This window comes from Deinococcus sedimenti (assembly GCF_014648135.1).
Taxonomy (GTDB): Bacteria; Deinococcota; Deinococci; order Deinococcales; family Deinococcaceae; genus Deinococcus; species Deinococcus sedimenti.
In genome coordinates, this window is record NZ_BMQN01000004.1 from 90262 (window position 1) to 115239 (window position 24978).

Annotated in this window: 26 protein-coding genes; 14 read left to right on the top strand and 12 right to left on the bottom strand. The window is 72.4% G+C overall.

Annotation, left to right across the window (positions count from 1 at the left end; genetic code table 11):
- Positions 1 to 69: 69 nt before the first annotated feature.
- On the top strand, positions 70 to 294 hold the full coding sequence (locus IEY69_RS11045; RefSeq protein ID WP_189073212.1) for a transcriptional regulator: 225 nt from the start codon (positions 70 to 72) through the stop codon (positions 292 to 294).
- 315 nt (positions 295 to 609) lie between these two features.
- Here the strand turns inward: IEY69_RS11045 and IEY69_RS11050 are convergent, their stop codons facing one another.
- On the bottom strand, positions 610 to 1707 hold the full coding sequence (locus IEY69_RS11050) for a C40 family peptidase (RefSeq protein WP_189073213.1): 1098 nt from the start codon (positions 1705 to 1707) through the stop codon (positions 610 to 612).
- A 163-nt stretch (positions 1708 to 1870) separates the two neighbouring features.
- Between IEY69_RS11050 and IEY69_RS11055 the strand changes: the two genes are divergently transcribed.
- The 4 genes from IEY69_RS11055 to IEY69_RS11065 all read left to right on the top strand — a co-directional run bounded on the left by IEY69_RS11055 (position 1871) and on the right by IEY69_RS11065 (position 4220).
- Entirely contained in the window at positions 1871 to 3154 is a 1284-nt protein-coding gene (locus IEY69_RS11055) for an MFS transporter (protein ID WP_189073214.1), read from the top strand.
- Between the two features lie 97 nt (positions 3155 to 3251).
- Complete coding sequence (locus IEY69_RS21745; RefSeq protein ID WP_229783875.1) at positions 3252 to 3545, top strand: hypothetical protein; 294 nt, start codon at positions 3252 to 3254, stop codon at positions 3543 to 3545.
- A complete protein-coding gene (locus tag IEY69_RS11060) occupies positions 3470 to 3955 on the top strand; it encodes a phosphotransferase (protein WP_229783876.1) in 486 nt (161 codons plus the stop codon). The genes IEY69_RS21745 and IEY69_RS11060 overlap by 76 nt, the downstream gene beginning before the upstream one ends.
- Positions 3956 to 4061: 106 nt before the next feature.
- The gene (locus tag IEY69_RS11065) at positions 4062 to 4220 is read left to right on the top strand and encodes a hypothetical protein (protein WP_174367078.1); all 159 of its coding nucleotides are present in this window, start codon (positions 4062 to 4064) and stop codon (positions 4218 to 4220) included.
- Between the two features lie 72 nt (positions 4221 to 4292).
- Here the strand turns inward: IEY69_RS11065 and IEY69_RS11070 are convergent, their stop codons facing one another.
- The 3 genes from IEY69_RS11070 to IEY69_RS11080 all read right to left on the bottom strand — a co-directional run bounded on the left by IEY69_RS11070 (position 4293) and on the right by IEY69_RS11080 (position 8209).
- Entirely contained in the window at positions 4293 to 6029 is a 1737-nt protein-coding gene (locus tag IEY69_RS11070; RefSeq protein ID WP_189073215.1) for an SLC13 family permease, read from the bottom strand.
- Between the two features lie 100 nt (positions 6030 to 6129).
- Complete coding sequence (locus IEY69_RS11075) at positions 6130 to 7227, bottom strand: [LysW]-lysine hydrolase (RefSeq protein WP_189073216.1); 1098 nt, start codon at positions 7225 to 7227, stop codon at positions 6130 to 6132.
- Entirely contained in the window at positions 7220 to 8209 is a 990-nt protein-coding gene (locus tag IEY69_RS11080) for a hypothetical protein (protein WP_189073217.1), read from the bottom strand. The genes IEY69_RS11075 and IEY69_RS11080 overlap by 8 nt, the downstream gene beginning before the upstream one ends.
- A 159-nt stretch (positions 8210 to 8368) precedes the next feature.
- Here IEY69_RS11080 and IEY69_RS11085 point away from each other — a divergent pair, with 159 nt between their 5' ends.
- The 4 genes from IEY69_RS11085 (at position 8369) to IEY69_RS11100 (ending at position 11626) form a co-directional block, all read left to right on the top strand.
- Positions 8369 to 8626, top strand: a complete 258-nt coding sequence (locus tag IEY69_RS11085) for a hypothetical protein (protein WP_189073218.1) — start codon at positions 8369 to 8371, stop codon at positions 8624 to 8626.
- A 148-nt stretch (positions 8627 to 8774) separates the two neighbouring features.
- Entirely contained in the window at positions 8775 to 9272 is a 498-nt protein-coding gene (gene purE / locus IEY69_RS11090) for a 5-(carboxyamino)imidazole ribonucleotide mutase (protein ID WP_268243867.1), read from the top strand.
- Positions 9269 to 10399, top strand: a complete 1131-nt coding sequence (gene purK / locus IEY69_RS11095; RefSeq protein ID WP_189073219.1) for a 5-(carboxyamino)imidazole ribonucleotide synthase — start codon at positions 9269 to 9271, stop codon at positions 10397 to 10399. The genes purE and purK overlap by 4 nt, the downstream gene beginning before the upstream one ends.
- Before the next feature lie 78 nt (positions 10400 to 10477).
- On the top strand, positions 10478 to 11626 hold the full coding sequence (locus tag IEY69_RS11100) for a VanW family protein (RefSeq protein ID WP_189073220.1): 1149 nt from the start codon (positions 10478 to 10480) through the stop codon (positions 11624 to 11626).
- A gap of 54 nt (positions 11627 to 11680) precedes the next feature.
- Here IEY69_RS11100 and IEY69_RS11105 read toward each other — a convergent pair whose 3' ends face one another.
- From IEY69_RS11105 to IEY69_RS11125, 5 genes are all read right to left on the bottom strand, one after another.
- Positions 11681 to 12265, bottom strand: coding sequence for an antibiotic biosynthesis monooxygenase (locus IEY69_RS11105; protein ID WP_229783877.1), 585 nt, complete (start codon positions 12263 to 12265; stop codon positions 11681 to 11683).
- The gene (gene yedA, locus IEY69_RS11110) at positions 12262 to 13161 is read right to left on the bottom strand and encodes a drug/metabolite exporter YedA (protein ID WP_229783878.1); all 900 of its coding nucleotides are present in this window, start codon (positions 13159 to 13161) and stop codon (positions 12262 to 12264) included. The genes IEY69_RS11105 and yedA overlap by 4 nt, the downstream gene beginning before the upstream one ends.
- Positions 13158 to 14468 (bottom strand): histidinol dehydrogenase, encoded by a 1311-nt coding sequence (gene hisD, locus IEY69_RS11115; RefSeq protein WP_189073221.1) that lies wholly within the window; start codon positions 14466 to 14468, stop codon positions 13158 to 13160. The genes yedA and hisD overlap by 4 nt, the downstream gene beginning before the upstream one ends.
- Positions 14469 to 14606: 138 nt before the next feature.
- On the bottom strand, positions 14607 to 15242 hold the full coding sequence (locus IEY69_RS11120) for a hypothetical protein (protein WP_189073365.1): 636 nt from the start codon (positions 15240 to 15242) through the stop codon (positions 14607 to 14609).
- Positions 15224 to 16399 carry a phosphopentomutase gene (locus tag IEY69_RS11125; protein WP_189073222.1) on the bottom strand — a complete coding sequence of 392 codons (1176 nt, stop codon included), beginning with the start codon at positions 16397 to 16399 and terminating at the stop codon, positions 15224 to 15226. Before IEY69_RS11125 ends, IEY69_RS11120 begins: the two co-directional genes overlap by 19 nt.
- Positions 16400 to 16486: 87 nt before the next feature.
- Between IEY69_RS11125 and lptB the strand changes: the two genes are divergently transcribed.
- The 4 genes from lptB to IEY69_RS11145 all read left to right on the top strand — a co-directional run bounded on the left by lptB (position 16487) and on the right by IEY69_RS11145 (position 20501).
- On the top strand, positions 16487 to 17260 hold the full coding sequence (gene lptB, locus IEY69_RS11130) for an LPS export ABC transporter ATP-binding protein (RefSeq protein WP_189073223.1): 774 nt from the start codon (positions 16487 to 16489) through the stop codon (positions 17258 to 17260).
- 17 nt (positions 17261 to 17277) lie between these two features.
- Positions 17278 to 18897, top strand: coding sequence for a DUF3084 domain-containing protein (locus tag IEY69_RS11135; RefSeq protein WP_189073224.1), 1620 nt, complete (start codon positions 17278 to 17280; stop codon positions 18895 to 18897).
- 117 nt (positions 18898 to 19014) lie between these two features.
- On the top strand, positions 19015 to 20208 hold the full coding sequence (locus IEY69_RS11140; RefSeq protein ID WP_189073225.1) for an ABC transporter substrate-binding protein: 1194 nt from the start codon (positions 19015 to 19017) through the stop codon (positions 20206 to 20208).
- 137 nt (positions 20209 to 20345) lie between these two features.
- Positions 20346 to 20501, top strand: a complete 156-nt coding sequence (locus IEY69_RS11145) for a hypothetical protein (protein WP_189073226.1) — start codon at positions 20346 to 20348, stop codon at positions 20499 to 20501.
- Between the two features lie 267 nt (positions 20502 to 20768).
- On the opposite strand, the gene IEY69_RS11150 is transcribed toward IEY69_RS11145, so the two are convergent.
- The 3 genes from IEY69_RS11150 to pxpA form a co-directional block, all read right to left on the bottom strand.
- Positions 20769 to 21428 (bottom strand): potassium channel family protein, encoded by a 660-nt coding sequence (locus IEY69_RS11150; protein WP_189073227.1) that lies wholly within the window; start codon positions 21426 to 21428, stop codon positions 20769 to 20771.
- 81 nt (positions 21429 to 21509) lie between these two features.
- Positions 21510 to 22637, bottom strand: a complete 1128-nt coding sequence (locus IEY69_RS11155) for a diguanylate cyclase domain-containing protein (RefSeq protein WP_189073228.1) — start codon at positions 22635 to 22637, stop codon at positions 21510 to 21512.
- A gap of 107 nt (positions 22638 to 22744) precedes the next feature.
- On the bottom strand, positions 22745 to 23491 hold the full coding sequence (pxpA, locus tag IEY69_RS11160) for a 5-oxoprolinase subunit PxpA (RefSeq protein ID WP_189073229.1): 747 nt from the start codon (positions 23489 to 23491) through the stop codon (positions 22745 to 22747).
- A 41-nt stretch (positions 23492 to 23532) separates the two neighbouring features.
- Here pxpA and IEY69_RS11165 point away from each other — a divergent pair, with 41 nt between their 5' ends.
- A complete protein-coding gene (locus IEY69_RS11165) occupies positions 23533 to 24972 on the top strand; it encodes a S41 family peptidase (protein ID WP_189073230.1) in 1440 nt (479 codons plus the stop codon).
- The last annotated feature ends 6 nt before the right edge of the window (positions 24973 to 24978 follow it).

Sequence of the window (24978 nt, forward strand, 5' to 3'; positions counted from 1 at the left end):
AGGCTGCCCGCACGGAATCCGGCCCCGCCCACCCACACGCGCGCGCCGCAGCCCCGTTTCAGGAGAGGCATGCCCAAGAAGGAACGCAAACGGCTCCAGGTGGTCATCAGCGACGAGCAGGACGCCCTGCTGACCCGCACCGCCTACGAACTGTCCAGCCCCGAACGCCTGATCAGCAAGAGCGAGGTCGTGCGCCTGGCCATCGAGAAGATCGCCCGCGAACTCGGCGAGGGGGAGAACATCGAGCAGTACCGCGCGATTCTGGAACACGAGGCCGTCGCCGACGACGCCTGACCCCGGCCGAACCGGACCCGATCCGCCCTGCCGACCGCGCGCCTGCCCAGAGCAGACGCGCGGCTCTGCTGTTCACAGCAGAATGCAGAGGTACCAAGGAACACCCTCAATCCCCCTGAATCGAGCGGAGCCCTGAGTCGTGATCTTTGGTCCATCTATGCCTCTGAAAACCGCTGCCAGTGCGGTTCAGGCCACTCACGTGACTGCTGCTGCACCTCTCCAGCTGCGCCGGGGGTGACGACCACGATACCGGAGCCCCTGAGCCCACAGAGGAGTCGGGCGGAAGCTGCCTTTCGGTACCGGCGCGCGCTGCGTTCAGCGGCCGGAGGCCAGCGCGTTGACGCTGCCCAGCACGCGCCGGGCGCCCAGGAATCGCGGGGCCCAGTACCGGTCTGAGAGCAGCCGGTCCACCGTGACGCGCCCCTGGTAGGAGTTGGCACTGATGAACTGATCCTCTCCTAGGTAGATGCCCACGTGGGACACTCTGCCCGCCCCGGCGGTGTCGAAGAACACCAGATCGCCGGGTTCCAGCGCCTCGGTGGGGATGGGCTGACCGGTGCGGGCCTGTTCGGCGCTGGTGCGCGGCAGGGTCACGCCCAGCGGAGTGAAGACCTGCAGAACCAGTCCGCTGCAGTCCGTTCCGCTGCGGGTGGTGCCGCCCAGCAGGTACGGCGTGTTCAGCAGACTCAGGGCCGCCGCCCGCCAGTCCGCGCCCCCCGCCCCGGCGACTGTTGCGGGTGACACGGTGGCCTGCGCGGCCGGGGCCGGTGACGGGAGGCCCGGCGCCTGCGTGCGGGGCATGGGTGTGCCGGGCTGCAGCACCGGGACGCTCTGTGTGGGGGCCTGAGGCTGGAAGGGTGAACCCAGCGGGCCGCCTGGGCTGGTCACGGCAGGCAGGGACTGCGTGGTGACCCGGGAGGCTGCCGCGGACGGGGCCACGCTGGCCACGGCGGCTGCCGCAGGAGCCGTGGCCGCCGCGCCGGTGGGGAGGGTCAGCACCTGACCAGTCTTCAGGACACTTCCGGCAGGCAGGGCGCTGGCCCCCAGCAGGGCGTCCACGCTGACCCCGAAGCGGCGGGCCAGCGCGTACAGCGTGTCGCCGGGCTGCACGGTGTACGTGACCGGCGTGACCCGCAGAATGAGCACCTGCCCGACCCGCAGGTTGGGCGCCCCCAGGTGGTTGAGGGCCAGCAGGTCCGCAACACTCAGGCCGGCGCGGCGCGCGATGCTGAAGGCCGTGTCGCCCGGCTGCACCGTGACGTTCAGCAGCCCGTCCAGACTGCCCCCCGCCGGACTGTCCGCAACTGGTGCGGGGGGCGCACTGGGTTCGGTGAAAACCGCCTGAGCATCCGCGCGGCCCACGAGGAGCGCGCCGAGCAGCAGACAGAGGGGTAGGAACCGGGAGTCAGGCATCAGGAGGAAAGCTCCACCGTGAGAGGGCGGTGAAGAAAGCGTGGGACATCGCGCACCGTAACACGCCCCCCGGCCCGCCGCAACACCCCCGGTCCCCGCCGGGGAGTCCCGCCAGTGGGAACGCCCACACGGCCCGCAGCTGGGGCGGGCGTATGGTGGGCGGGTGATCGCCCGCACCCGATCGTGGGGCACGCGCACCTTCAGCGCCCTGCGCCACCCTCACTACCGCCGCTACTGGTTCTCGCAGCTGCTGTCCCTGATCGGTTCCTGGATGCAGGCCACCGCGCAGCAGTACCTCGTGCTGGAACTCTCGGGCGGCAGCAGCGCCGCGCTGGGCTGGGTGACGGTCGCGCAGTTCATGCCCAGCCTCCTGCTCTCCCTGTTCGCCGGGGCGGTCATTGACCGCGTGCCGCGCCGCCGCGTGCTGCTCGCCACGCAGCTGACCCTGCTGGGCACCGCCACCGCGCTGGCTGTCACCACGCACCTGGGCGTCGTGACCCTGCCGCTGGTCATGCTGATTGCGTTCATCAGCGGCACCGCGAACGCCTTCGACATGCCCGCCCGGCAGAGCATGGTCGTGGATTTCGTTCCCAAGAGTGACGTGCCGAACGCCGTGGCCCTGAACAGCCTGTCCTTCAACGTCAGCCGCACCCTGGGGCAGGCGCTGTTCGGCGTGGTGGCCGCGCTGGGCGTCAGCCTGCTCGCGGGGGGCAACGCCGAGAACATCTCGCGGCTGGCGCTGCCCTTCTACCTGAACGTCGCGTCCTTCTTCGTGGTGCTGTACGTGATCGCCACGCTGCCCTTCCCGGACCGCGACTTCGGCCCGCGCGGCAGCATGCTCGGCGACGTGAAAGAAGGCCTGCGTTACGTGCGCGCCACGCCCGCCGTGCGCAACGTCATGCTGCTCGTCGGCGCCCTGAGCCTCACCATCATCAACTTCAACGTGATCATCCCCTACTACGCCCGCGTCGTCTTCGGCGCGCGCGAGGCGACCTTCGGCGCGCTGTCCGCCGCGTTCGGCATCGGCGCCATGGCCGGAGCGCTGTGGCAGGCCAGCCGCCCCAACCCGCTGCGCAATCTGCGCCTGGGCGCCCTGATCCTGATCGCCAGCGCCGCCCTGCTCGCCGTGACCCCCACGCCCACGCTGGCCTTCCCGGTGCTCGCCGCGTGCGGGTTCGGGATGCTCAGCCTGCTCGTCAGCGCCAACAGCACCGTGCAACTCACCATTCCCGACCAGCTGCGCGGCCGGGTCATGAGCCTGTACTCCTTCGTCCTGGTCGGCATGGGGCCGCCCGGCGCGCTCATCGCCAGTACCCTGATCGGCCGCGAGGGACCCCTGGGCCCCCGCGCGGGCCTGCTGGTCCTGACCGGCCTGGGCCTGATCGCGGTGCTGCTGCTGTGGACCCGCCTGCCGCGCCGACTCGAAAAGCCCGCCAGCGACGACTGATACGAAATCCCGCCTGATCTGGAGGCCGCAGTTCGGCGAGGCCCCGATAGGCCAGTGCGCCAATGTGCCCCGGACCTCATGCCGGATACAAATAGGTATGAACGTCCACGCCGCCGCGCGACTGGCCGGATTTGTCCTGGCGGCGCCCATCCACAGTCACCGGGTCCTGGTGTCGCGACCTGACCGACTGGTGATCCAGGTGACCACCGCCGAAGGCCGGTTCGTCCTCAAGCTGGAGGGGGCCGGAGATGGCCTGACCCGCGAGCTGGCCGCGCGGACGTTCCTGCGGGCGCGCTGCTCGCCCGGCTGCATGCCGTGCCCGGCGAGCGACCCCCACCGCAGCAGCAGACCTGGGACGCCTGGATGCTGGGCTGGCTACGGCACGCGCTGACGTACTGGCTGGGCACCGGGCGGGCCCCGCACGACGCCGCCGGACGGCTGAGCCGCTGGTGGCGGACCGTCGAACCGCTGCTGGCCTCACGGGGGCGACAGACCATCCTGTTCGACGGAAAGCCCGAACACCTGCTGTTGACGGGCAACAATCAGCTCACGCTGATCGACGTGGAGGACCTGCGCTCGGGTGACGGCCTGATGGATCTCGCCGTGATCGCCCTGCACGAGCCCGCCACGCTGCCGGGCGTGCTGGCCGGGTACGCGACCCTGAACCCGCAGGAGAACACGCTGTTGGCGTTCTACACCCTGCTGCGCGCCCTCGCGGCGGCCGAATGGGACGAGACCCAGTTCGGGGGACGGCAACGGGACCGCTTCCTTCAGGTGGCGGCCCGCTGCCTCCCCGCGTGAGCACCGGCCAATCTGCCCGCGCCTGCCAGCGGAGGTCCGTCCGCCCACGCGGAACCCTGAACGCGGTGTAAGGACCGCGTGCGTGGCAGGCTGGTATCCTGCGCGCATGGCTTCAGACCGCAATCCTGAGACGTCGCACGCCCTGACCTGGGCGCTGATCGTGATTGCCCTGGGCGCGATCATCGGGATTGGCACCGCCGCCGCGCTGCTGGCCCGCAAGGACCGCCCGCTGCCCGACGATCCCGACGCGCCCCTGTTCATCTGAACGCGGCGCCACCCAGCACGCCCGTGGGGCACCACCTCAGTCCAGAGGGGTGCCCCACGCGGCTGAACGCGCTCAGAACGGCCAGATGCGCGGAATGATCAGCAGGGACACCACGAACGTCACCGCAGTCAGGCCCGCCCCCACCCGCACGAAATCCAGGAATGTGTAGCGCCCCGGGCCGTACACGAGCATGCAGGACGGTTCCAGCGGCGTGATGAAGGAGTTGCTGGCCGCGACCGTGATCCCGATGATGAACGGCCGGGGGTCGTAGCCCAGCGCCTTGGCTGTCCCGATGGCGAGGGGCAGCATGACGAGCGCCGCTGCCTGGTTGCTCATGGGTTGCGTCAGGGCGACCGTCACCACGAACAGCGCCGCGAGCAGGCCGTACGGGCCTAATGGTTCCAGCACGCCGGACAGCGCGCCGGTGAGGACCTTCGCGGCGCCGGTCGCCTCGAACGCCGTGCCGAAGGCCAGCATGCAGGCCACCAGCACGATGACCGGCCACTCGACCGCGCCGTACGCCTCCTCGGGGGTGATGAGGCGCAGCGCGAGACTCAGGGCGACCGCCACGACGACTGCCACGCCCAGCGGCACGACGCCCAGACCGCCCAGCAGCACGGCGCCCGCGAACAGCAGCACCGCCAGCGGCGCGCGTTTCAGGTCGCTGTGCCGCTCGGTCAGGTCGCCCAGCACGACCAGATGGTCGCCCAGCGCGTCGATGCGGTCCGCGCCGCCCTGCACGAGTAGCACGTCCCCGACCTGCACCCGCAGGCGGCCCAGCCGCTCGACCTGCCGGGCGCGGCGGTGCAGGGCCAGCACGGACGCCCCGTAGCGTTCGCGGAAACGGGCCTCGCGCAGCGTGCGGCCCAGCAGCGGCGAGCCGGGCATGACGACCACCTCGACCAGCCGCACGTCCCCGCTGGACCCGAGCTTCTGCTCGCTGCGGCTCACGATGCCCAGCGTGTTCTTCCCGGCCAGGATGCGCTCCGTAGGACCCTCGACGGTCAGGGTGTCGCCCTCCAGCAGCCGGAACCCGGCCGGAGGCGCGTACACGGTCTCCTCACCCCGGCGCACCGCCACGACCGTCAGGCCGTGGTCGCGGCCCAGGCCGCTCTCGCGCAGTGTGACGCCCTCCAGCGCGCTGCCGGGCGCGACCGTCAGGTCCGCGAGGTACGCGCGCAGCGAGTCCTCCAGCTGCGCCTCGCGGGCGGGCAGGAGGCGCGGCGCGACGAAGAACAGGTACGCCAGCCCCACGATCGCCACCGGGACACCCACCCAGGCCAGCTCGAAGAAACCCAGCGGTTTCTGCCCCGTAGCGGGCAGCGCGCCGGACACCACGAGGTTCGTGCTCGTGCCGATCAGGGTGATCGTGCCGCCCAGGATGCTCGCGAACGCCAGCGGCATCAGCGTGCGACTGGCGGGAATGCCTGCGCGGCGCGCCATGCCCGCCACGACCGGCAGGAACACGGCGGTCGTGGCGGTGTTGCTGGTGAAGGCGCTGACGCCCGCCACGGTCCCCAGCAGCGCCCGCAGCGTGCCTGTCGCGCTGCGCGAGCGGCGGGCCAGGGTGGCGCCGATCCACTCAATCACCCCGGCGCGCAGCAGCACCCGCGTCAGGATGAACAGCGACGCCAGCGTCAGCACCGTGTCACTGCCGAAACCCGCGAAGGCCTCCTTCGGTTTCAGCAGGCCGAACAGCAGCAGCGCCGAGAGCAGCCCCAGCGCCGTGACGTCCACCGGGAGCCACTCGGTGGCGAACAGCACCAGCGCGACCACGAACAGGATCAGGATCAGCGTGACGGGATCCACGTCAGCGCCCCCGCAGGCGGGACGGGAGGGGCGGACAGGGCAGAGGGGTCATCGCCCCCGATCATGCGGGCCGCGCCGGGCCGCCCGCATGAAGGTCTCTTTAATCCGCCTTGGCCACGCCCAGCGCCAGCCGCGTCAGCGCGCCCCGCAGGACCGCCACCGCCCGGTCGAACTCGGCCAGATCCAGGCGTTCCTCGGGCGTGTGGTCCAGCGCGCTGTCCCCCGGACCGTACGCCAGGGTCGGGACGGGCCAGTGGGCGGCGACCACGTTCATGTCGCTCGTGCCGGTCTTCACCTTGAACACCGGACTCCCGCCCTGCTCGCGGATCGCCACGCGGAACGCCCGCGTCAGCGCGTTGTCCTTCGGGTGCCGCACCGCCGTCTCGTGCCCCACGAAGGACAGCTCCAGGCCCTCCAGGTCGGTCAGCGTCGCGCGGATCTCGGCTTCCGCCTGCGCGGGACTGACGCTGACCGGCAGGCGCAGCCCGAAGGTGCCCCACGCCCGCTGGTGCAGCCCGTCCGTGCCCGCCCCCAGGTCCTGAATGGTGGCCTGCACGCCGCCGAACACGCCGCCCGGCTCCCCGGCCCCCGCCGCCCAGGCGCGCACGCGGAACCACGCCTCGGTCAGGTCATCCCCGGCGCTGCTGCCGTCCCCGGCGGTGTGGAAGTTCTCCTTCACCGCCTGCGCCTTCACGACCAGCCGCCCCTTGTACCCCAGAGTCAGCCCCTCCCAGGCGCTCGGCTCGCCGATCAGGACCACGTCCGGCTGCATCACGGTGCGGATGTGCCGCGCGCCCCGGCTGCTGGGCGCCTCCTCCTCGGTCGCGCCGATCACCACGAAGCGCGCCGCGGCCAGCGCCTCGTCCGGCAGGGTCGCCACGGCCGCCATGAACGCGCACAGCGGCCCCTTGGCGTCCACGCTGCCGCGCCCGTGCAGCACGCCCGCTTCGTCCACGCGCACCGGAATCTCGCCCGGCACAGTGTCCATGTGACCCAGCAGCGCCACCGTCAGCGGCCCGCTCCCCCGCTCGCCCACCGCGTTCCCGGCCTCGTCCACGCGGGCCTCGAAGCCACGCGCGGCCATCCAGTCCCGCAGGAACGCCGCGACCTCGCCCTCCTGCCCGGACAGCGAGGGAATCCCCACCGCGCGGATCAGCAGGTCACGGGCGTCCTGCACGGTCCCCTGCACGTCAGTCAACGTCCATCACTCCGGACCCGTCACCCACCGCGTGCGCGAGGCTCACTAGCAGGCGCGCGATCTCCGCGAGGCTCACCAGGGCGATCGTGCCCACGCCGCCCGCCAGCAGCGTCCACAGGCCCGCGTACCGCTCGCCACCTGTGAACTGGAAGAAGGCCAGCGCCACCGCGCCCAGGAACAGCACCACGCCCAGCACCCGCAGGCGCCCCGGCAGGCCCGAGGCGAGGTCCGCCTGACGCGCCAGCGCCGCCGCCGCGCCCGCCGAGCCGCGCAGCGCCGGGGTCGCCACCGCCGCCGGGACAGACGCACTGGGGGCCGGGGCGGGGCGGGCCTCGGGGGCTTTCGTCAGGTCCGGGCCCTTCAACTCAGGCCGATTCGGTGAGAACGCCGACGAGGAAATCACGACCGGGGTCGCTGCGGGCCGCTCAGGCGCCGACGTGACCTCCGGAGCCGGGGTGGCCGGGCCGGGATTCAGCGTGAGCAGCGTGGCCGCAGGCGTCACCGCCGGAGCGGGATTGAGTGGGGTGGCCGGGCGGGCCTGCGGCGCCGGGGTGGGGTCGGGGCGTGGCGTCACCGGCTCGGCCGCGGCGGGGGCCACCGGGGCTGCATTGAGAGGCGCGGGCGCGAAGGTCTTCGCGGCGCCCGCCTGCGGCAGCGGCGAGGCGGGCTGTTCCTTGGCGCGGGCCGTCGCGTCACGCACCCCGCCGAAGAAGGCCTGCACGGCGCCCGGATCGAAGCCCAGCAGGCTGGCGCTCAGCGCCGTCCCGGCCGGCGTCTCGACGCGCAGGGTGCCCTCCTGGTCGCTGTGGATGCGGGTCAGGTCGCGCAGGGTCACGCGGCGCGTGCCGCCCGCATCCTGGAACAGCAGCGTCTCGGGAGTCAGGACGAACAGCGCGTCCTCGCGTTCCAGGGCACTCAGGGGGGCGTCGGTCAATCCAAGGTCACGCAGGGTCTGCGCGGCGCGGTCACTGGGGTGGGTCATGATCGGCTCCTTCCTCGGCGCCCGGTACGTCCGGCGCGCCTCACTGCGTCACAGCATAGCGGGCGCCGCCCGGGCCGGAGAAACCGCGTCTGCCAACGTGAAGGGACGCGCCCCGCACCTCTCACCCCGGCGCGTGCCCGCGCGGCCCAGACTGGAGGCATGACCGACAACAGGTACGGGGACGCGCCCCTGGGCAAGAGCGTCGAGGATATCCAGCAGGAGAGCGGCAACGTCGTCAACAGCCCCGCCACAGGCGAGGCCCGCCGCGCCGAGGAGGCCCCGGTGGTGCCCGCGCTGGTGACCGGGACCGGCAGTGGCGTGATCGCCGCCGTGCGCCCCGACGCGCTGATCGAACCCGGCAGCGGCGCGGATGACGGACGCGACCACGAGAACCGCGACAGCAGCGAAGAGAGCTGAAGCCGGTCCTGTCAGCGCGGCCTGGGTCCATGCCTGGGCCGCGCCGCTTTTCTGGACGGCCCCGCCCGGCGCGGCCGGGCACCCCGGTAAGCTGCGGGGCGTGACGAGTGCCGCCGACCCGACCCCCGTGACCGACGCCGCCCCCCGGGTGGGCGTGGTCATGGGCAGCCGCAGCGATTTCGAGACCATGGGGGGCGCGCTGGACGTCCTGCGGGACCTGGGCGTGCCGTACGAGGTGCGGGTGCTGTCCGCGCACCGCACCCCGGCGCTGCTGCCTACGTACGGCGCGCGCGCCGAGCGGCTGGGGTTGGCGTGCATCATCGCGGGGGCGGGCGGCGCGGCGCACCTGCCGGGCATGCTGGCGGCGTTCACGCGCGTGCCGGTGCTGGGCGTGCCCGTGCAGTCCCGCGCCCTGAGCGGGCAGGACAGCCTGCTGAGCATCGTGCAGATGCCCGCCGGGGTGCCTGTGGCGACCTTCGCGATCGGCGCGGCGGGCGCGAAGAACGCCGCGCTGTTCGCCGCCGCGATGCTCGCGACGACCGACGGGGCCGTGCGTGCCCGGCTGGACGCCTTCCGCGCCGCGCAGACGCAGAGCGTGCTGGACGACCCGCACTTCGACGGGCACCCGCAGGCGGGCGGGGCATGACCACGCTGGGACAGGAGCTGACGCTGGGCATTCTGGGCGGCGGGCAGCTGGCGCAGATGCTCGCGCTGGCCGCGCTGCCGCTGGGCGTGCGCGTGACCGTGCTGGAACCCGACGCGCAGGCCCCCGCCCGCCTGTGCGCCCGCCACCTGCACGCCCCGTACACCGACCCCGCCGGGCTGGAGGAGCTGGCCGCGTGCGACGCCGTGACGCTGGAATTCGAGAACATTCCCGTGGAGGCCCTGGCCGCGCTGGAGGGCCGCGTGCCCGTCCGCCCCGCCGGAGCGCTGCTGGCCCGCAGCAAGCACCGCGCCCGCGAGAAACAGGCCCTGCGTGACGCCGGGGCCACCACCGCGCCCTTCGAGATCATCGAGGCAGAGGGTGACCTGGACGGCGCGCTGACGCGGGTCGGGGGTCGGGGAATCTTGAAGACCAGCGAACTCGGGTATGACGGCAAGGGGCAGGCCCGCGTGGGCAGCGACGCCGAGCTGCGCGCCGCCTGGGACGACCTGGGCCGTGTGCCCTGCGTGCTGGAGGGCTTCGTGACCTTCGAACGCGAGGTCAGCCTCGCGGTGGCGCGCACGCCGTCCGGGCAGGTGGCTTTCGGGCCGCTCGTGGAGAACGTGCACCGGGACGGCATCCTGCGGACCAGCGTGTACCCGGCGCAGGTACCGCAGGGCACCGAGGCCCGCGCCCGTGAACTGGCCCGCGCCGTCGCGGACGCCTGGAAACTGGAGGGCCTGATCACCCTGGAATTCTTCCAGCTGCCCGGCGGGGACCTGCTGGTGAACGAGGTCGCGCCGCGCGTCCACAACAGCGGGCACCTCACGCAGGACGGCGGCGGCCTCAGCCAGTTCGAGGCGCAGGTCCGCGCCGTGCTCGACCTGCCCCTGAGCGACTGGGCGCCGCTGCACCCCACCGCCATGCTGAACGTCGTCGGCGTGGACGGCCCGGACGGGCAGGCCCTGGAACCCGACTGGGCCGCCATCGACGCCCTGAGCGGCACGCGCGTGCACCTGTACCACAAGGCGCACAGGCACGGGCGCAAGGTCGGGCACGTGAACCTCGTCGCGCCGGACGCCGACACCCTGCGCGAGCGACTGTCCAGCCTGGAGCCCCTGGTTCCCTAAGCCCCCCGTAAAGGCAGGTCAGGGTTCCCGCAACCTCCGCTCACGGCCCGTCAGGCCGCCGAGCCTAGGCTGAGAAACGTGAAGCGTCTTCTGACCACCCTGACCCTCGCCCTGGTCGCCACGGCGCACGCCGCCGACTTCAAACTGATCCTGAAGGACGAGGCCAGCACCATCCGCAAGGGTGAACTGAAGACCACGCCCATCGTGAAGTCATGGACGGTGCCCGCCGCCAGCATCAAGGCCACGCGGAAGGTGAAGCGCCTGAGCACCACCATCACCCCCATCCTCGACCGGATGGAGAAGACCATCAACGCCCGCAACGCGAAACCCGCCGTGTTCCGCAACGTGAAGGGCAGCTGGGTCGCCACCGACCAGACCGGCTGGACCCTGAACCGCGCCGCCACCAAGGCCAACCTCCTGAAAGCCATCCTGAGCGGCAAGGACACCGCCCAGGTCGTCGTCAAGCGCGCCGTGCCCGCCCGCAGCGTGAAACTCCTCGCCAAACGCGGCGTCCTGTGGCACGTCACCACCGGCCAGAGCAGCTACGCGGGCAGCCCCAGCTTCCGCGAGAAGAACATCCTCGTCGGCGCCAGCAAACTCGACAACTTCTTCATCGCGCCCGACCACGAATTCAACTTCAACGAGGAAATCGGGCAGGTCGACGCCAGCACCGGCTTCGTCAAGGGCTTCGTGATCAGCGGCGGCACCCTGAGCAAGGAGGACGGCGGCGGCATCTGCCAGGTCAGCACCACCGTCTTCCGCGCGCTGTACAAAGCTGGCCTGCCCATCACCGAACGGCACGAGCACAGCCACCGCGTGAAGTACTACGACCCCGTCGGCTTCGAGGCCACCGTGTACGCCCCCAGCAAGAACCTCCGCATGAAGAACGACACCGGCAAGCACCTGTTCATCCAGGCGTCCTGGGACACCCGCGCCGAGACCCTGCGCTTTGACGTGTTCGGCGCGAACACCGGCCGCACCGTGAACATCAGCAAACCCGTCATCACCGACTTCAAGGCCCCCGCCGACCCCAGCTACACCCCCGACGACCGCGTCGCCCCCGGCGGCCGCCGCCTGCTCGACACGCCCATGCAGGGCATGACCAGCGTCATCAAACGCACCATCAAGGTGAAGGGCAAGGTCACCAGCCGCGACACCCTCAAGAGCGTCTACCAGCCCTGGGGTGCAGTGTACGGCGTGAACCCCAAGGACAAACGCCTGAAGTGAACGCCCACAGTGAAGCCCCCCTCTGGACCCGAGGGGGGCTTCACTGTGCGGCGGTTATTTCCCGCCGCGCAGCCACGGGGTCGCCCAGCGGGTCACGGCAGGCATCACGACGTAGGTCATGAGCAGCACGACCACGATCATCTGCGGAATGGCGCGGACCGGCATCACGAGGTGCCCCAGCCAGGGTTTCAGCGCCTCGCCGAACAGCCAGGACGTGCTGACGCTCACCGGATACAGGGCTGCCAGGGTCAGCAGCGCCATCTTCCAGCGGGGCGGCTGGCGCAGGTTCGCGGCGGCGGGCGGCGTGAACCAGAAGTCCAGGCCCGGCTGCTTCTCGAAACTGACGTGTTCATCGACCAGCGGCGCGATGCGGTCCAGCCACGCGGCCCGCTCGGGGGACAGTTCCCACGCGGCGGCGCTCGTCAGGGTGTCGAAGCGGGCCAGCAGCGTGTACTCCTGCTCGCCGGGCGCGGGGCGGATCACGCCGGTGCCGCGGTGGCCGGGCAGGCGGGCCAGCAGCGCGTTCGCCTCGGCGAGCAGCGCCTCGTACGCGGCCTCCTGACCGGGGCGGATGCGGCGGCGGACGACCAGACTGACCGGATCGCTGGGCTGATGCTCCTCGAACTGCATGCGGGTCATACGGCCTCGGCGTCCGGGACGCGGCGGGGCCACGCGACGAGCGCGACGCCCGTCAGGATCACGAGCAGGGCCGCCCAGCCCAGCGCGCCCAGCTGCTCGCCGCCGAAGCCGACGCCCAGCAGGACTGCCACGACCGGGTTCACGTACGCGTAGCTGGTCGCCAGGGCGGGGCGGGTGTGCGCCACGAGGTACATGTACGCGCTGTACGCCACGAGACTCCCGAACACCGTCAGGTACGCCAGTGCCCACAGGCTCGCGGCGCTGGGGGTGCCCCAGCGTTCGCCCATCAGGACGCTCAGCACGAGCAGGACGCCGCCCCCGGTGAGCATCTCGGCCGCCGAGCCCATCAGCCCGCTGGGGAGGGGCAGGTGGCGGGACCACTGGCTGCCGAACGTCCAGCACAGCGGTGCGAGGATCAGCAGCAGCGCCGCCAGCGGCGTGGCGTGCAGTTCCCCGATGTTCAACAGCGCGATGCCGATCAGGCCCACGCCGATGCCCAGCCACTCGCGCCCGCCGGTCTTCTCGCCCCACAATCGCGCGAACAGCGCCGCGAACAGTGGCGACACCGCGATGACCATGGCGGCGACGCTGCTGCTCGCGTCCCGTTCGGCCAGCGTGACCAGCCCAGTACCGCCGCCCAGCAGCAGCGTGCCGACCAGGGCGCTGGAGCGCCACCCGCGCGCGGTGGGCAGCGCCGCGCCCCGCAGGCGCAGCACGAGGAGCAGCAGCGCGCCCGCCACCATGAAGCGTGCCGCGAGCATGCCCAGGGGCGGCAGCGTCTCGATGGCGACCTTGATCCCGAAGTACGTGCTGCCCCACACGACGTACACCAGCCCCAGGCACAGCAGCACCAGCGGCGTCAGGCGCGCGGCGGGCGTGGCAGCCCCGGCACTCACGAGAGGCGGCTTTCGATCGCGCGGGCGTGCGCCTCGAGGCCCTCGGCGCGGGCCAGGGTCGCCCCGGCCGGACCGATGCGGCGCAGCGCGCCCTCGTTCAGGCCCACCACCGAGATGATGTTCTGGAAGTCCCGCACGTTCACCGGGCTCATGAACCGCGCCGTGCCGCCGGTCGGCATGACGTGGCTGGGGCCCGCCACGTAGTCGCCCAGCGCCTCCATGCTCGCCTCGCCGACGAACACGCCCCCGGCTCGCTGCACGAGGCCCAGCAGGCTCCACGGGTCACGGGTCAGCAGACACAGGTGCTCGGGGGCGTACAGGTTCGCCAGGTCCACCGCCTCCTCCAGCGTGCCGGCCAGGATGACCTTCATGCGGGCCTGCACGCTGTCGCGCGCCCAGCCGCGGTTCGGTTCCGGCAGGGCCTCCAGCTGCCCGTTCAGTTCCGCCTGCACCCGGATCAGCAGCTCGCGGCTGGTGGAGACGAGCACGGGTTCCGCGCCGTTGTGCTCCGCCTGCGCGAGCAGGTCGGCCGCCACGAAGCGCGGGTCGGCGCTGTCGTCCGCCACGACCAGCGTCTCGGTCGGGCCGGGGAGGCTCTCGATGCCGGTCTGGCCGTACACCATCCGCTTGGCGATCACCACGAACAGGTTCCCGGGGCCCGCGACCTTGTCCACCGCGCCGATGCTCGCCGTGCCGTACGCCAGCGCCGCGATGGCCTGCGCGCCGCCCACCCGGAACACCTGCGTGATCCCCAGTTCGCGCGCCGCGACGAGGATCGCCGGGTGCACGCGGCCGTCCCGCGCGGGCGGCGTGGTCACCACGATGTCCGGCACGCCCGCCACCTGCGCGGGCACCGCCGTGTGAATCAGCGTGCTGATCAGCGGGGCCAGCCCGCCCGGCACGTACACGCCCACCCGCGAGAGCGGCCGCACGAGCTGCCCCAGCGCGCCGTCCGGGCCGTGGTTCAGGAACCCGTGGGCGGGCTGCTGCTCGTAGAACGCGCGCACGCGCCGGATCGCCGTGAGGATCGCCTCGTGCAGGTCCGGGGCGACCTGCGCGGCCGCCAGTTCCGCCTCCGGTACGCGCAGGTCGTCGGGGCGGTGGCCGTCCAGCCGCTCGGTCCAGTCGCGCAGCGCGTCGTCGCCGCGCGTGCGGACGTCACTCAGGATGCGCTCGACGACCTGCGCGGGACTCAGCGCCTCGCCGAAGGTCGCCTCGATGCGGGCCAGAACTGCGTCGGGAACGGGAATCTCATTGAACGTCCGCGTCAGGGCGGATCGGGCTTCTTGGCCTTGCAGCACTTGCATCGTCACTCCAGGGAAACAGGGGAGAGGAGGGTGGGGGAAGCGGCGCCCCACACGCGGGGCGGGCCGGGGTCCATCGTGGCACCCGCCGCCCGGCGCGGCCCACCCACAGGTCTGGGCAGGCCGGACGGGGCAGGGGCATTACACCCGGCGGCGGCGTTCGCGGCCCTGCACGGTGCGGCGCGCGGCGGGCTGCGCGTTCGCCTCGACCGGACCGAAATCGGTCGGCTGGATCAGGCGCATCAGGCGGTGCGGCGCGGCCTGCTCAACGTACACGTACGCGTTGCCGGGCCGCAGGAAGAACCCGCTGCACGCCTCGCCGTCCACCTCGGCGTCCGGGAGGCGCTGGATCAGGACGCGCCCGCCGGTCAGCTGCGCGTGCGTCCGCTCGGGGCCGCCGCCGTCCTGCGCGGTCAGCTGCCGCAGCCACAGCAGCAGACTGACCGGGTCGTGGTACTCGGTCGTCAGGGGCTGCGTGGCCTCGTCGCGGCCCTGCCGCAGCGTGATCAGGCCCGCGCGGCGGTCGAAACTCACCTCAAAGCCGGGGCGGCCCCGCCCGTCGCCCTCGGCGTACCCGAGGCTGGTCAGCAGGCGGGGGTGCATGCGGCTGGTCTGCACGCGCCGCACGCCGGGCAGCACCCCGCCGAAATCGGTCTGCACGCGGGCCACCAGGGCGCTGCGTTCGCCGTGCAGCGCCCACTGCTGCTCGCCCGCGTAGCGCCCGCCCAGCGACAGGGTGAGGCTGAACGCCTCGGGGGTCAGGTCAGCTGTGTCCAGAAGCTCTCACCCGGCCCGTCCCACGTCGCGCCCAGCGCCTCGGCGACGGTCGCGCCCACGTCCGCGAAGGTCGCGCGGTCGCCCAGGTTCACGCCCGCCGCGCCGCTTTTGTGCACCAGCAGCAGGCCGTGCTCGCGGGTGTGGTCCGAGCCCTTCCAGGTGGGGTCGTTCCCGTGGTCGCTGACGATGATCAGCGCGCCATCCTCGGGCACGGCGGCGATCAGGTCGGGCAGCGCCGCGTCGAACGCCGCGAGGCAGCCGCTGTACCCCTCGGGGTCGCGGCGGTGGCCGAACTTGCTGTCGAAATCCACGAGGTTCGTGAAGATCAGCCCCGAGGTGCCGTCCTGCGCGGCCTGTCGCATGCGGGCCAGGGTCTTGGCGATCCCGTCGGCGTTGTCGTCCGTGTGGATCTCCTCGGTGAAGCCCTGGTTCGCGTAGATGTCCGGGATCTTCCCGATGCCCACCACCGCCTGCCCGGTCGCCTTCACGGCGTCCAGCACGGTGGGCGGCGGCACGAGGCTGAGGTCCTTGCGGTGCTCGTTGGCCCGCTCGAACGGGAACTCGCCCCGGAACGGCCGGGCGATCACGCGCGCCACGGCGAACTCGCCCTGCAGGATCTCGCGGGCCGCGCGGCACCACGCGTACAGCGTCTCCAGCGGCACGACATCCTCGTGCGCGGCGATCTGGAACACGCTGTCCGCGCTCGTGTACACGATGGGCGCGCCGGTCTGCATGTGCTCCGGGCCGAAGTCCCGGATGACGTCCGTGCCGCTGTACGGCCTGTTGCACAGGTGCCCGCGTCCGGTCGCCGCGTCGAAGCGGTCCATCACGGCGGGCGGGAAGCCGTCCGGGAACACCTGGAACGCGTGCTCCAGCTGGATGCCCATGAACTCCCAGTGGCCGGTGCTGGTGTCCTTGCCGGGGCTGACCTCGCGCAGGCGACCGAAGGCACCGGCGGCCGGTCCAGCGGGCACGGTCGCGTCCCCGGTCTCGATGGTGGGCACCTGCGCGAGGCCCAGCGCCGCGAGGTTCGGCAGGTGCACGGGCGCCGCCTTCAGGGTGTGGTTCAGGGTGTGCGCCCCGGCGTCCCCGAAGCTCGCGGCGTCGGGCAGTTCACCCGCGCCCACGGAATCCAGCACGACAATCGTCAGCAACATACGCCCAGTCTAGGCCCTGACGGGGGGACGCGCCGAATCACACTTCCCTCACGGGGCGTGTGGGCGCGGGGTGATACGCTGCCGGGCGTGACCGCGACCACCTCCCCGCTGCCTGCGCCGGCCGTCACGCCCCCGCGTCCGGACCTGCACGCCGAGGGCCTGGGCAAGACCTACGGCCGCCGTCAGGTCGTGCGGAACGTGAACCTGCGCGTGCAACCCGGCGAGATCGTCGCGCTGTTCGGCCCGAACGGCGCGGGCAAGACCACCACCTTCTACATGCTGGTGGGCTTCATCCGCCCCGGCGCGGGCCGCATCGCGCTCGGCGGGCGGGACCTGACGCGCCTGCCCATGCACGAACGCGCCCGCCTGGGCCTGGGGTACCTGCCGCAGGAACCCAGCGCCTTCCGCAAACTGACCGCGCGGGACAACCTGCTGGCCATCCTGGAGTACCAGCGCCTCCCGCGCGCCGAGCAGGAGGCCCGCGCCGATGCGCTGCTCGAGGAATTCGGCCTGACGCACCTGGCGAACAGTTTCGCGTACCAGCTGTCCGGCGGGGAGCGCCGCCGCCTGGAACTCGCCCGCGCGCTGACCACCGACCCCGACTACCTGCTGCTGGACGAACCGTTCACCGGCGTGGACCCCAAGAGCATCCGCGAGATCCAGCGCCTGATCCGCGACCTGCGCGACCGCCGCGGCCTGGGCGTGTTCATCACCGACCACAACGTCCGCGAGACCATCGCCCTGACCGACCGCGTGTACCTGATGTACGACGGGGCCGTGAAGTTCGAGGGCACCCCCGCCGAGTTCGCCCAGGACGAGGACGCCCGCACCCACTACCTCGGCGACGACTTCGAGCTGTGACCCCGGAGGACTGCTAGGTGCTGTGGCTGTTCCTCCCCTTCGTGGTCATCCTGTCCGGGGTGGTCGCGTACGCCGCCGACACCATTGCCCGCAAGGCCGGACGCAAGCACCTGCGCTGGTTCGGCATGCGCCCCAAGACCACCGCGCTGGTCGTGGCGGTCCTGTCCGGCATGGGCATCAGCGCCGCCAGCCTCGCCGCGTTCCTGATCCTGAACAGCAGCGCCGTGAACACCATCGCGCAGGCCGACCAGCTGCGCCCCCAGCTCGAGGCGCTGCGCAAGGACATCCGCGCCGCGCAGGCCGACCGGGACCGCGCCCAGCAGGAGGCCGCGCGTCTGCGCGAGCAGCAGGACGCCGCACAGAACGCCCTGAAGGCGGCGCAGACCGCACTGACGGACGCCCGCGCCACGCAGGCCCGCGTGCAGACCCAGGCCCGCGCCCTGGAAACGCGCGTGAGGGAACTGACCACCGCGCAGCAGGCCCTGGAAACGCGCGCCGCGCAGACCCGCGCTAAACTCCAGGCGGCCGAGACGTCCCTGAAGGCCAGTCAGGAGCGCGCGCAGAACCTCGACGCGCAGGTCGTGGACCTCGGCGCCCGCATCGCGCTGAGCGAGCAGGAGACCCGCAGCGCCCAGGACCGCGCCCGCGACGCGCAGCAGGATGCCGAGGCCGCCCAGACCCGCGCGCAGGTCGCCCAGGCCGCCGCGCAGCAGGCCCAGACCCGGGCGCGCGCCGCGCAGGCCCAGGCGCAGCAGGCCCGCGACCAGATCGGCGCGCTGGCCCGCTCACGCGCGCAGGCTGACGCCGCCCTGAGCGCCGCGCAGCAGAAACTCAGTGCCGCGCAGCAGGCCCTACAGGCCGCGCAGAACCAGCAGCGCGCCGCGCAGCAGGCCCGCGATCAGCTGCAGGCCGAACGCGACCGCCTGACCCGCGACCGCACCCGCATCCTGGGTGACCTGAGCGCCCTGCAACTCCAGCAGCAGCAACTGCGGGACAGCAACGAGGCCCTGCGCGCCACGCTGGGCCGCCTGCAGGACGAGTACTCCAGCAGCCGTGCGGAACTGAGCGCCACCCGCAACACCGACCTCGCGTACCCCAAGAACGACCTCGTGTACGCCGCCGTGGTGCCCGGCGTGCGCAACCTCGACCAGTTCCTGCAGGACGCCGCGCGCAACGCCACCACCCGCGGCGCCAAGGGCAGCCCCGCCGCGCGCCTGACCCCGGCCGCGCGCAGCGCCCTGGAAACCAAACTGCGCGGCCTGAACGCCAGTTCCTTCGTGCAGTGCCGCGCCGCGCAGAACGCCGCCGTGGGCTTCCCGGTGGACCTCAGCTGCGACGCGCGGTCCAACGCCGTGCTGTACCGCGCCGGGCAGGTCATCCGCCGCGTGACCGTCAACCCGGGTGACCTGCGCCGCCTGCAGGACCAGATCGGGGAACTCGTGCAGGACACCACCCTGGACCTCACCTCCCGGGGCGTGCCCAGCGAGTACGTGCAGGGCCTGGACGTCGGTGAACTGGTGCCGCTCATCACCCGCCTCAACGACCGCGCCAGCGCCGGCGTGGCCGTGGTGGGTCTCGCCGCGCGCGCCGACGTACGCCCCGGCAGCCGCGTGGACCTGTACCCCGTGCTGCCCTGACAACCGAATTCAGAGGCGCGGAGGGTGTCCGCCACCATCTCTGAATCGAGCGGACTCGCGCAGTTGCGCTGCCCGGCTGAAGAATCCCGTCAGACCTGCCCGCTATCCTGAGCCCTGATGCGCGCCCTGCCCCTGACCCTGCTCCTCGCCTTATCGACCGCCTGGGCCGCGCCCGTCCGCGTGGAGTTCTGGCACGCCATGGGCGGCGTACAGGGGACCGTGCAGGCCTACGCGCGGGACTTCAACGCCAGCCAGACCGCGTACGAGATCGTGCCCGTCAGCCAGGGCAACTACCGCGAACTGCTGCCCAAACTGCAGGCCGCGCTGCGCAGCGGGTCGGCCCCGGCGCTCGTGCAGCTGGAATTCACGCAGTTCCCCGCCCTGGCCAGCGCCGGGCAGCTGACCGACCTGAGCGGCCGCGTGGACGACCTGCCCGACGCCCTGCGCGGCGACATCTACCCGGCCGTGTGGAAGACCGGGCAGCTGGGCGGCTGCACGTACGGCCTGCCGTGGAACGTCAGCGTGCCGGTCCTGATGTACAACGCCGGGCTGCTGAAGAAGGCGGGCCTGAGCGCCCCGGACACCTGGACGCAGCTGGAGGGAGCGAGCCGCGCCCTGGCCACCGGCGGCCGCCGCCCGCTGGTCGCCGCTGCCGACGCCTGGACCTTCGAGGCGAACGTCCTGTCGCGCGGCGGCACGCTGACCAGCGGCGACCGCCCGCGCCTGGACAGCCCGGACGCCGTGGACGCCCTGACGCAGCTGGCCCGCATGAGCGCCGCCGGTCAGGCCCAGCCCCGCACGCTGAACGAGGCGACCCGCGCCGCGTTCGACTTCGCGCGCGGGCAGAACGTGTTCGTGCTGGCCAGCGTCGCCAACTGGACCGACGCGCGCAAGCTGCCGTTCTTCAACCTGGGCATCGCGCCGTTCCCCTGCGAGAAGGAGGGCGCCTGCACCGTCCCCCTGGGCGGCGCGACCCTGACCGTCCCGAAGGGCACACCCGCTGCCGAGCAGGCGGGCGCCGTCGCGTTCTGGCAGTACCTGATGCAGCCCGCCCGGCTGGCCGACTGGGTGAAGACCACCGCGTACGTCCCCCCGCGCCGCGCCGCCGCGCCCCTGCTGGACGACTGGTACGCGAAGAACCCGCAGATCCGGGCCGCACACGCCCAGATCGCCCGGGCTGTGCCGCGCCCCACCACGCCCGAGTACGCCGCGTGGACCGCGCTGATCGAGGACGCCATCACGCAGGCCACCACCGGCAAACTGGGCGCGAAGGCCGCGCTGGACGCCGCCCAGACCCGCGCCGAACGCTGACGGAACACAGCAGCGGAATTCGGAGGTGTCGCGGGCGTCCCTCCACACCTCTGGATTGAGGGGACCCGCAGGGCGTCCCTTTCAACCGCTGTGCCGCCTCCGGGATGACCGTGAAGCCCGGCAGTATCCTGACGGGCATGGGTTCCCTGTACCTGATCGGCACGCTGGCCTTCGCGGCGCTGCTGCTGCTGTTCCTGCTGCGCCCCGGCGCGGCTCGCCCTATGGTCGTGTGGGGGATCAGTGCGCTGCTGCCCCTGCTGGCCGCGATGGTCGTGGCGCTGAACCAGCGCTGACCAGGGCAGTGGCCAGCAAGAGCAAGGTCCGTTCTGACAGCAGAGTTCAGAGGGATTGAAGGGCTTCTTCAGTATCTCTGAATCGAGCGGACTCGAAGAGCTGCGCCGCAGAGCGAGCACCTGAGAAGGACAGCGGTTGGACGTGGAGCCCTGGGGCGTGCCCTTGGCCCCTGGGTGGAACTGGACACCGCTGGGCACGGACGAGCAGGGCGAAGAATGGAGGCATCAGGACTATGGTTTGCAGATGCCGACATCAGGTAAGCGGCGTTATTCGCCCAGGAAGCGGCGCAGGTCGTCGATGTTGTGACTCGTGCCGATCACGACCAGCTTGTCGTGCGGGCGCAGCTCGTCCTCCGCGCGGGGCGTCACCTCGATCTTCCCGGACCGGCTGATCGCGATCACCTGCACGTTGAAGCGCCCCGTGAGGTTCAGGTCCCGCAGGGAACCCTTCAGGCGCTCGTTCGCCTCGATCTCCACGATGGCGTAGTCGCCGCCCAGGTCCAGGGTGTCCACGATGTTCGGCGTGGCGATCTGCCGTGCCAGGCGCACGCCCATGTCATGCTCGGGCCGGATCACGAGGTCCGCGCCGATGCGTTCCAGCACCCGGCGGGCCATCTCGTCGATGGCCTTGCTGACCACGTACGGCGCGCCGAGACTCTTGGCGTTCATGGTCGCCAGGATGTTCGCCTGCACGTCCGTGCCGATCGCGACGACCACCACGTCGAAATCCCCGACGCCCAGCGCCCGCAGCGCCCGCTCGTCACTGGCGTCCACGATCGCGGCGTGCGTCACGAGGTTCATGACCCGCTCGACGTTCTCCTCGTTCTGATCGATCGCGACGACCTCATGACCCATCTCGTAGAGGGTGGTGGCCACGGCCGTACCGAAGCGGCCCAGGCCGATCACCAGACACTGTTTGCTTTTCATCGGAGGTCCTTTCTGCCACACGCGACGCGTACAGGGCAAGCGCTCCCGATTGTGCCGCAAAAGACGACCCCTGTGGGACGCTCAGGCGGGCAGTGCGCCCAGCAGGCCCGGCTCAGCCGCCGGTTCCGGCCGGACCGGACCCAGCAGCACGCGGTTGGCGCCGTCCCGCTGCACGGCCGCCAGGGTGTCCTCGGCGGCGCGCAGCAGACCCAGCGCGTCCAGCTGACCGTCCGCGTACACCAGGCCGATCGTCACGGTGGGGTTCACGCCGTCCAGCGGGCGCGACGCCACCCTCACCCGCAGCCGCTCGCAGGCCGCGCGGGCCGAGCGGGCGTCCGGGGCGCGCATGACCAGCGCCATCTGATCGTCGCCCAGGCAGCCCAGCAGATCCTGATCTCGCACGGTGTTCATCAGCGTGCGCGTCACGTGCGCGGTCAGGCGCGCCGCGAAGGCGTCCGGCAGATCGGCCGGCCGGTCCACGCTGATCGCCGCGACCACCAGATGCTCCGGCAGGCGGCGGTGCGCGGCGATCAGCTGCTGTTCCAGCAGGTGCCGCTCCGGCAGGCCGGTCAGGGCGTCGCGGCCCGGCTGGTCCTCGCCCAGCACGGCGCGGCGCACGTCTCCGGTCAGGCGGAGCGCGGCGCTGCGCTGACCGACCAGCATCACGCCGCCCGCGATCAGCATCTGCAGCAGGGTGCCCATGACGTTCCCCTGCACGCTCGCGGGGTCCTGCGCGAACCGGACCAGCATCAGGGCGCCCAGTCCGCTCAGCGCCGCGAGGTTCAGCGGCGCGCTGGCCCGCACGCCCAGCGTCCACAGGTGCGACGCGAGCATCACGGCCATCCAGGGGGCCAGGCCCATCAGCATGCGCAGGCCGGTATCGTCCGGCAGGGCGAACAGCACGTACCCGATCTTGCCCAGCAGATAGATCCACCCGCCGATCAGGCCCATCACCTGCACCTGCACCAGCGGCAGGCGCGTGAAGGTCAGGACCGCCAGCAGGGTGCCCACCAGGAGCGCCATGCCGGGCAGCGCCACCTGCTCGAACGGATCACTCTGGTGGTACACGGCGGCCAGCAGCGTGGCCGCCAGGATACCGCCCAGCACCCGCTGGTTCAGCATCCGACGGTCCAGCGTGGTGCGGAACACCCCGCCACGCGCCTCGCGTGCGGATGGACTGAGGGAACTGGGGCGGAAGTCCGGCATCATCGCTCGACCGATTGCACCACAGGCACTCTCACCAACTCCTGACAGAGGCGCGCCGGGGCGTGGAGCCCGGAGGGCATGCCCCCGGGGGTCCGCGCGTCGCCGCCGGGTCAGGGCGCGCCGACGCGCAGCCCCCCGGTCTCCAGCGCGGCCCGCAGCGCCGCGGCCAGTTCGGCGGCCTCGGCGCCGTCGCCGTGCAGGCACAGCGTCCGGGCGGGCACGGCGACCTCCTCGCCGGTCACGGCGGTCGTCACGCCCTCTCGGGCGATCCGCACGCCCTGCGTGACCGCCGCGTCGAAGGGCAGCAGCGCGCCCGCCTGCCCGCGCGGCCACAGGCTCCCGTCGGGCGCGTAGCCCCGGTCGGCGAACCCCTCGCCGATCTCGTGCAGTCCGGCGGCGCGGGCCTCGCGCAGCATCACGCTGCCCGGCCCGGCCAGCCCGAAGTACAGCGGCAGGCCACTCCCGGCCGCGGCCTGCGCGACGGCGCGGGCGAGCGCCTCGTCGCGGACGGCCATGTTGTACAGCATGCCGTGCGGTTTGACGTGCCGCAGCGGCACGCCCTCGCGCGCCGCGACGGTCTTCAGGTGCTCGATCTGTTCACGCACGAACGCGCGGACCTCGTCCGGTGGGAAGTGCAGTTCGCGCCGCCCGAAGCCCTCGCGGTCCGGGAAACCCGGATGCGCGCCCGCCGCCACCCCGAACCGCGCGGCGAGCCGCAGCGAATCGCGCATACTGCTCACGTCCCCGGCGTGGCCGCCGCAGGCGATGTTCGCGCTGCTCACGGCGGCCATGATGGTCTCCTCGTGCGTGCTGCCCTCCCCCAGGTCGGCGTTCAGGTCGATGCTCGGCAGGGTCATACCGGCCAGTGTACCCACCGGGCGCGCGGCACAATACAGGCGTGACCCGCGCCCACCTCCTGCTGCTGCCCCTGCTGCTGGCGGCCTGCACCCCGACCCCCACCCCGCAGGACGACGACGTGCCCACCGTCGCGCGCCCCACCCGCCCCGCGGAAGCGCCGTGCGTCCTGGCGCCCGCGTGGCTGTCCTCGCTGGGCGGACCGGCCGGGCTGATGGGCGTGAACCTGCGGCCCGCGCCGCTCCGCACCCAGCTGAGCCCCGCCCCCACCCTGTTCGATCAGCTGCTTGACGTGCGCGAGGCCATCAACCTGAACTACTGGGGCGAGTCGCGGGTGGACCTGCAGGCGCTGCACGAGCAGGCCGAAACGGGCGCCCGCACGACTTTCGGGAACCTGCGCGCCGCCGACCTGACCGCGCAGACCGACGCGTTCATGAACGACTACGTGGACGGCGTGCGTGACGGCCACACCTACTTCCTGGACGCCGCCGGGTACCGGGCGTCCCTGGACACCCGCAACGCCGCGCCCACGCCCACGCCCCGCATGGGCATCCGCTGGGCGGCGGTGCCGGGCGAGGACGGCGCGGTGCTGCTCGACGCGTTCCCCGGCTGGCCCGCCGCGCAGGCCGGACTGCGGCGCGGCGACACGCTGCTGGCCGTGGGTGGGCAGCCCCTGACCCGCCAGCCGGGCGACAGTGACGAGGCGCACGCCGCGCGCATGAACGCCCTTCTGGGTCAGGCCAGCGCCGCCGGGGCGCCCGTGACCGTCACGTACCGCCGCGCGCAGGCGGGCACCGAGACCACGCAGGCCACCACGGTCACGCCCCGCGTCCTCAGCAGCGCGCCGATGCCTTACGCGCAGACCGTCGCGCCCGGCACGGTGCTGCTGCGCCTGCCGACCTTCGCCACGTCCGGCGTGGCCGAACAGGTCCACGCCCTGCTGTCCGGCGCCCGGCAGAGCGGCGCGACCCACGCGATTCTCGACCTGCGCGGCAACGGCGGCGGCCTGCTGTCCGAGGCGATCGGCGTGGCGGGCGCCCTGGTCGGCGACCGCGCCGGGGAGACCATCGAGACGCTGAGCGGGCAGGACCTCACCTTCGCTTACCGGGGCGGGCAGGTGCTCGCGGGCGTGAACTGCGCCCCGACCAGCCCGGTCCTGACCGTGACCACCCCCACCCGCTGGACCGGGCGACTGACCATTCTCGTGAACGCGGGGTCCGCCAGCGCCTCCGAGATCGTCGCGCAGCTCGCCGCGCACTCGGGCGCGACCCTGACCGGCGAGCGCACCTATGGCGTCGGGAACACCGTCACCGTCATCGGCGGGGTCAGCGGCGGCCGGGGCCTGAGCGTCACCATCGGCGTCGCGAACGACCTGCGCGGCCAGCCCCTCACGCCCGACGTGACCCCCACACCCACCACCCCGGACGACCTGCGTGCCCTCGCCCACGGGCACGACCTGCCCCTGGAAGCCGCGCTGAAGTAAAGAAGG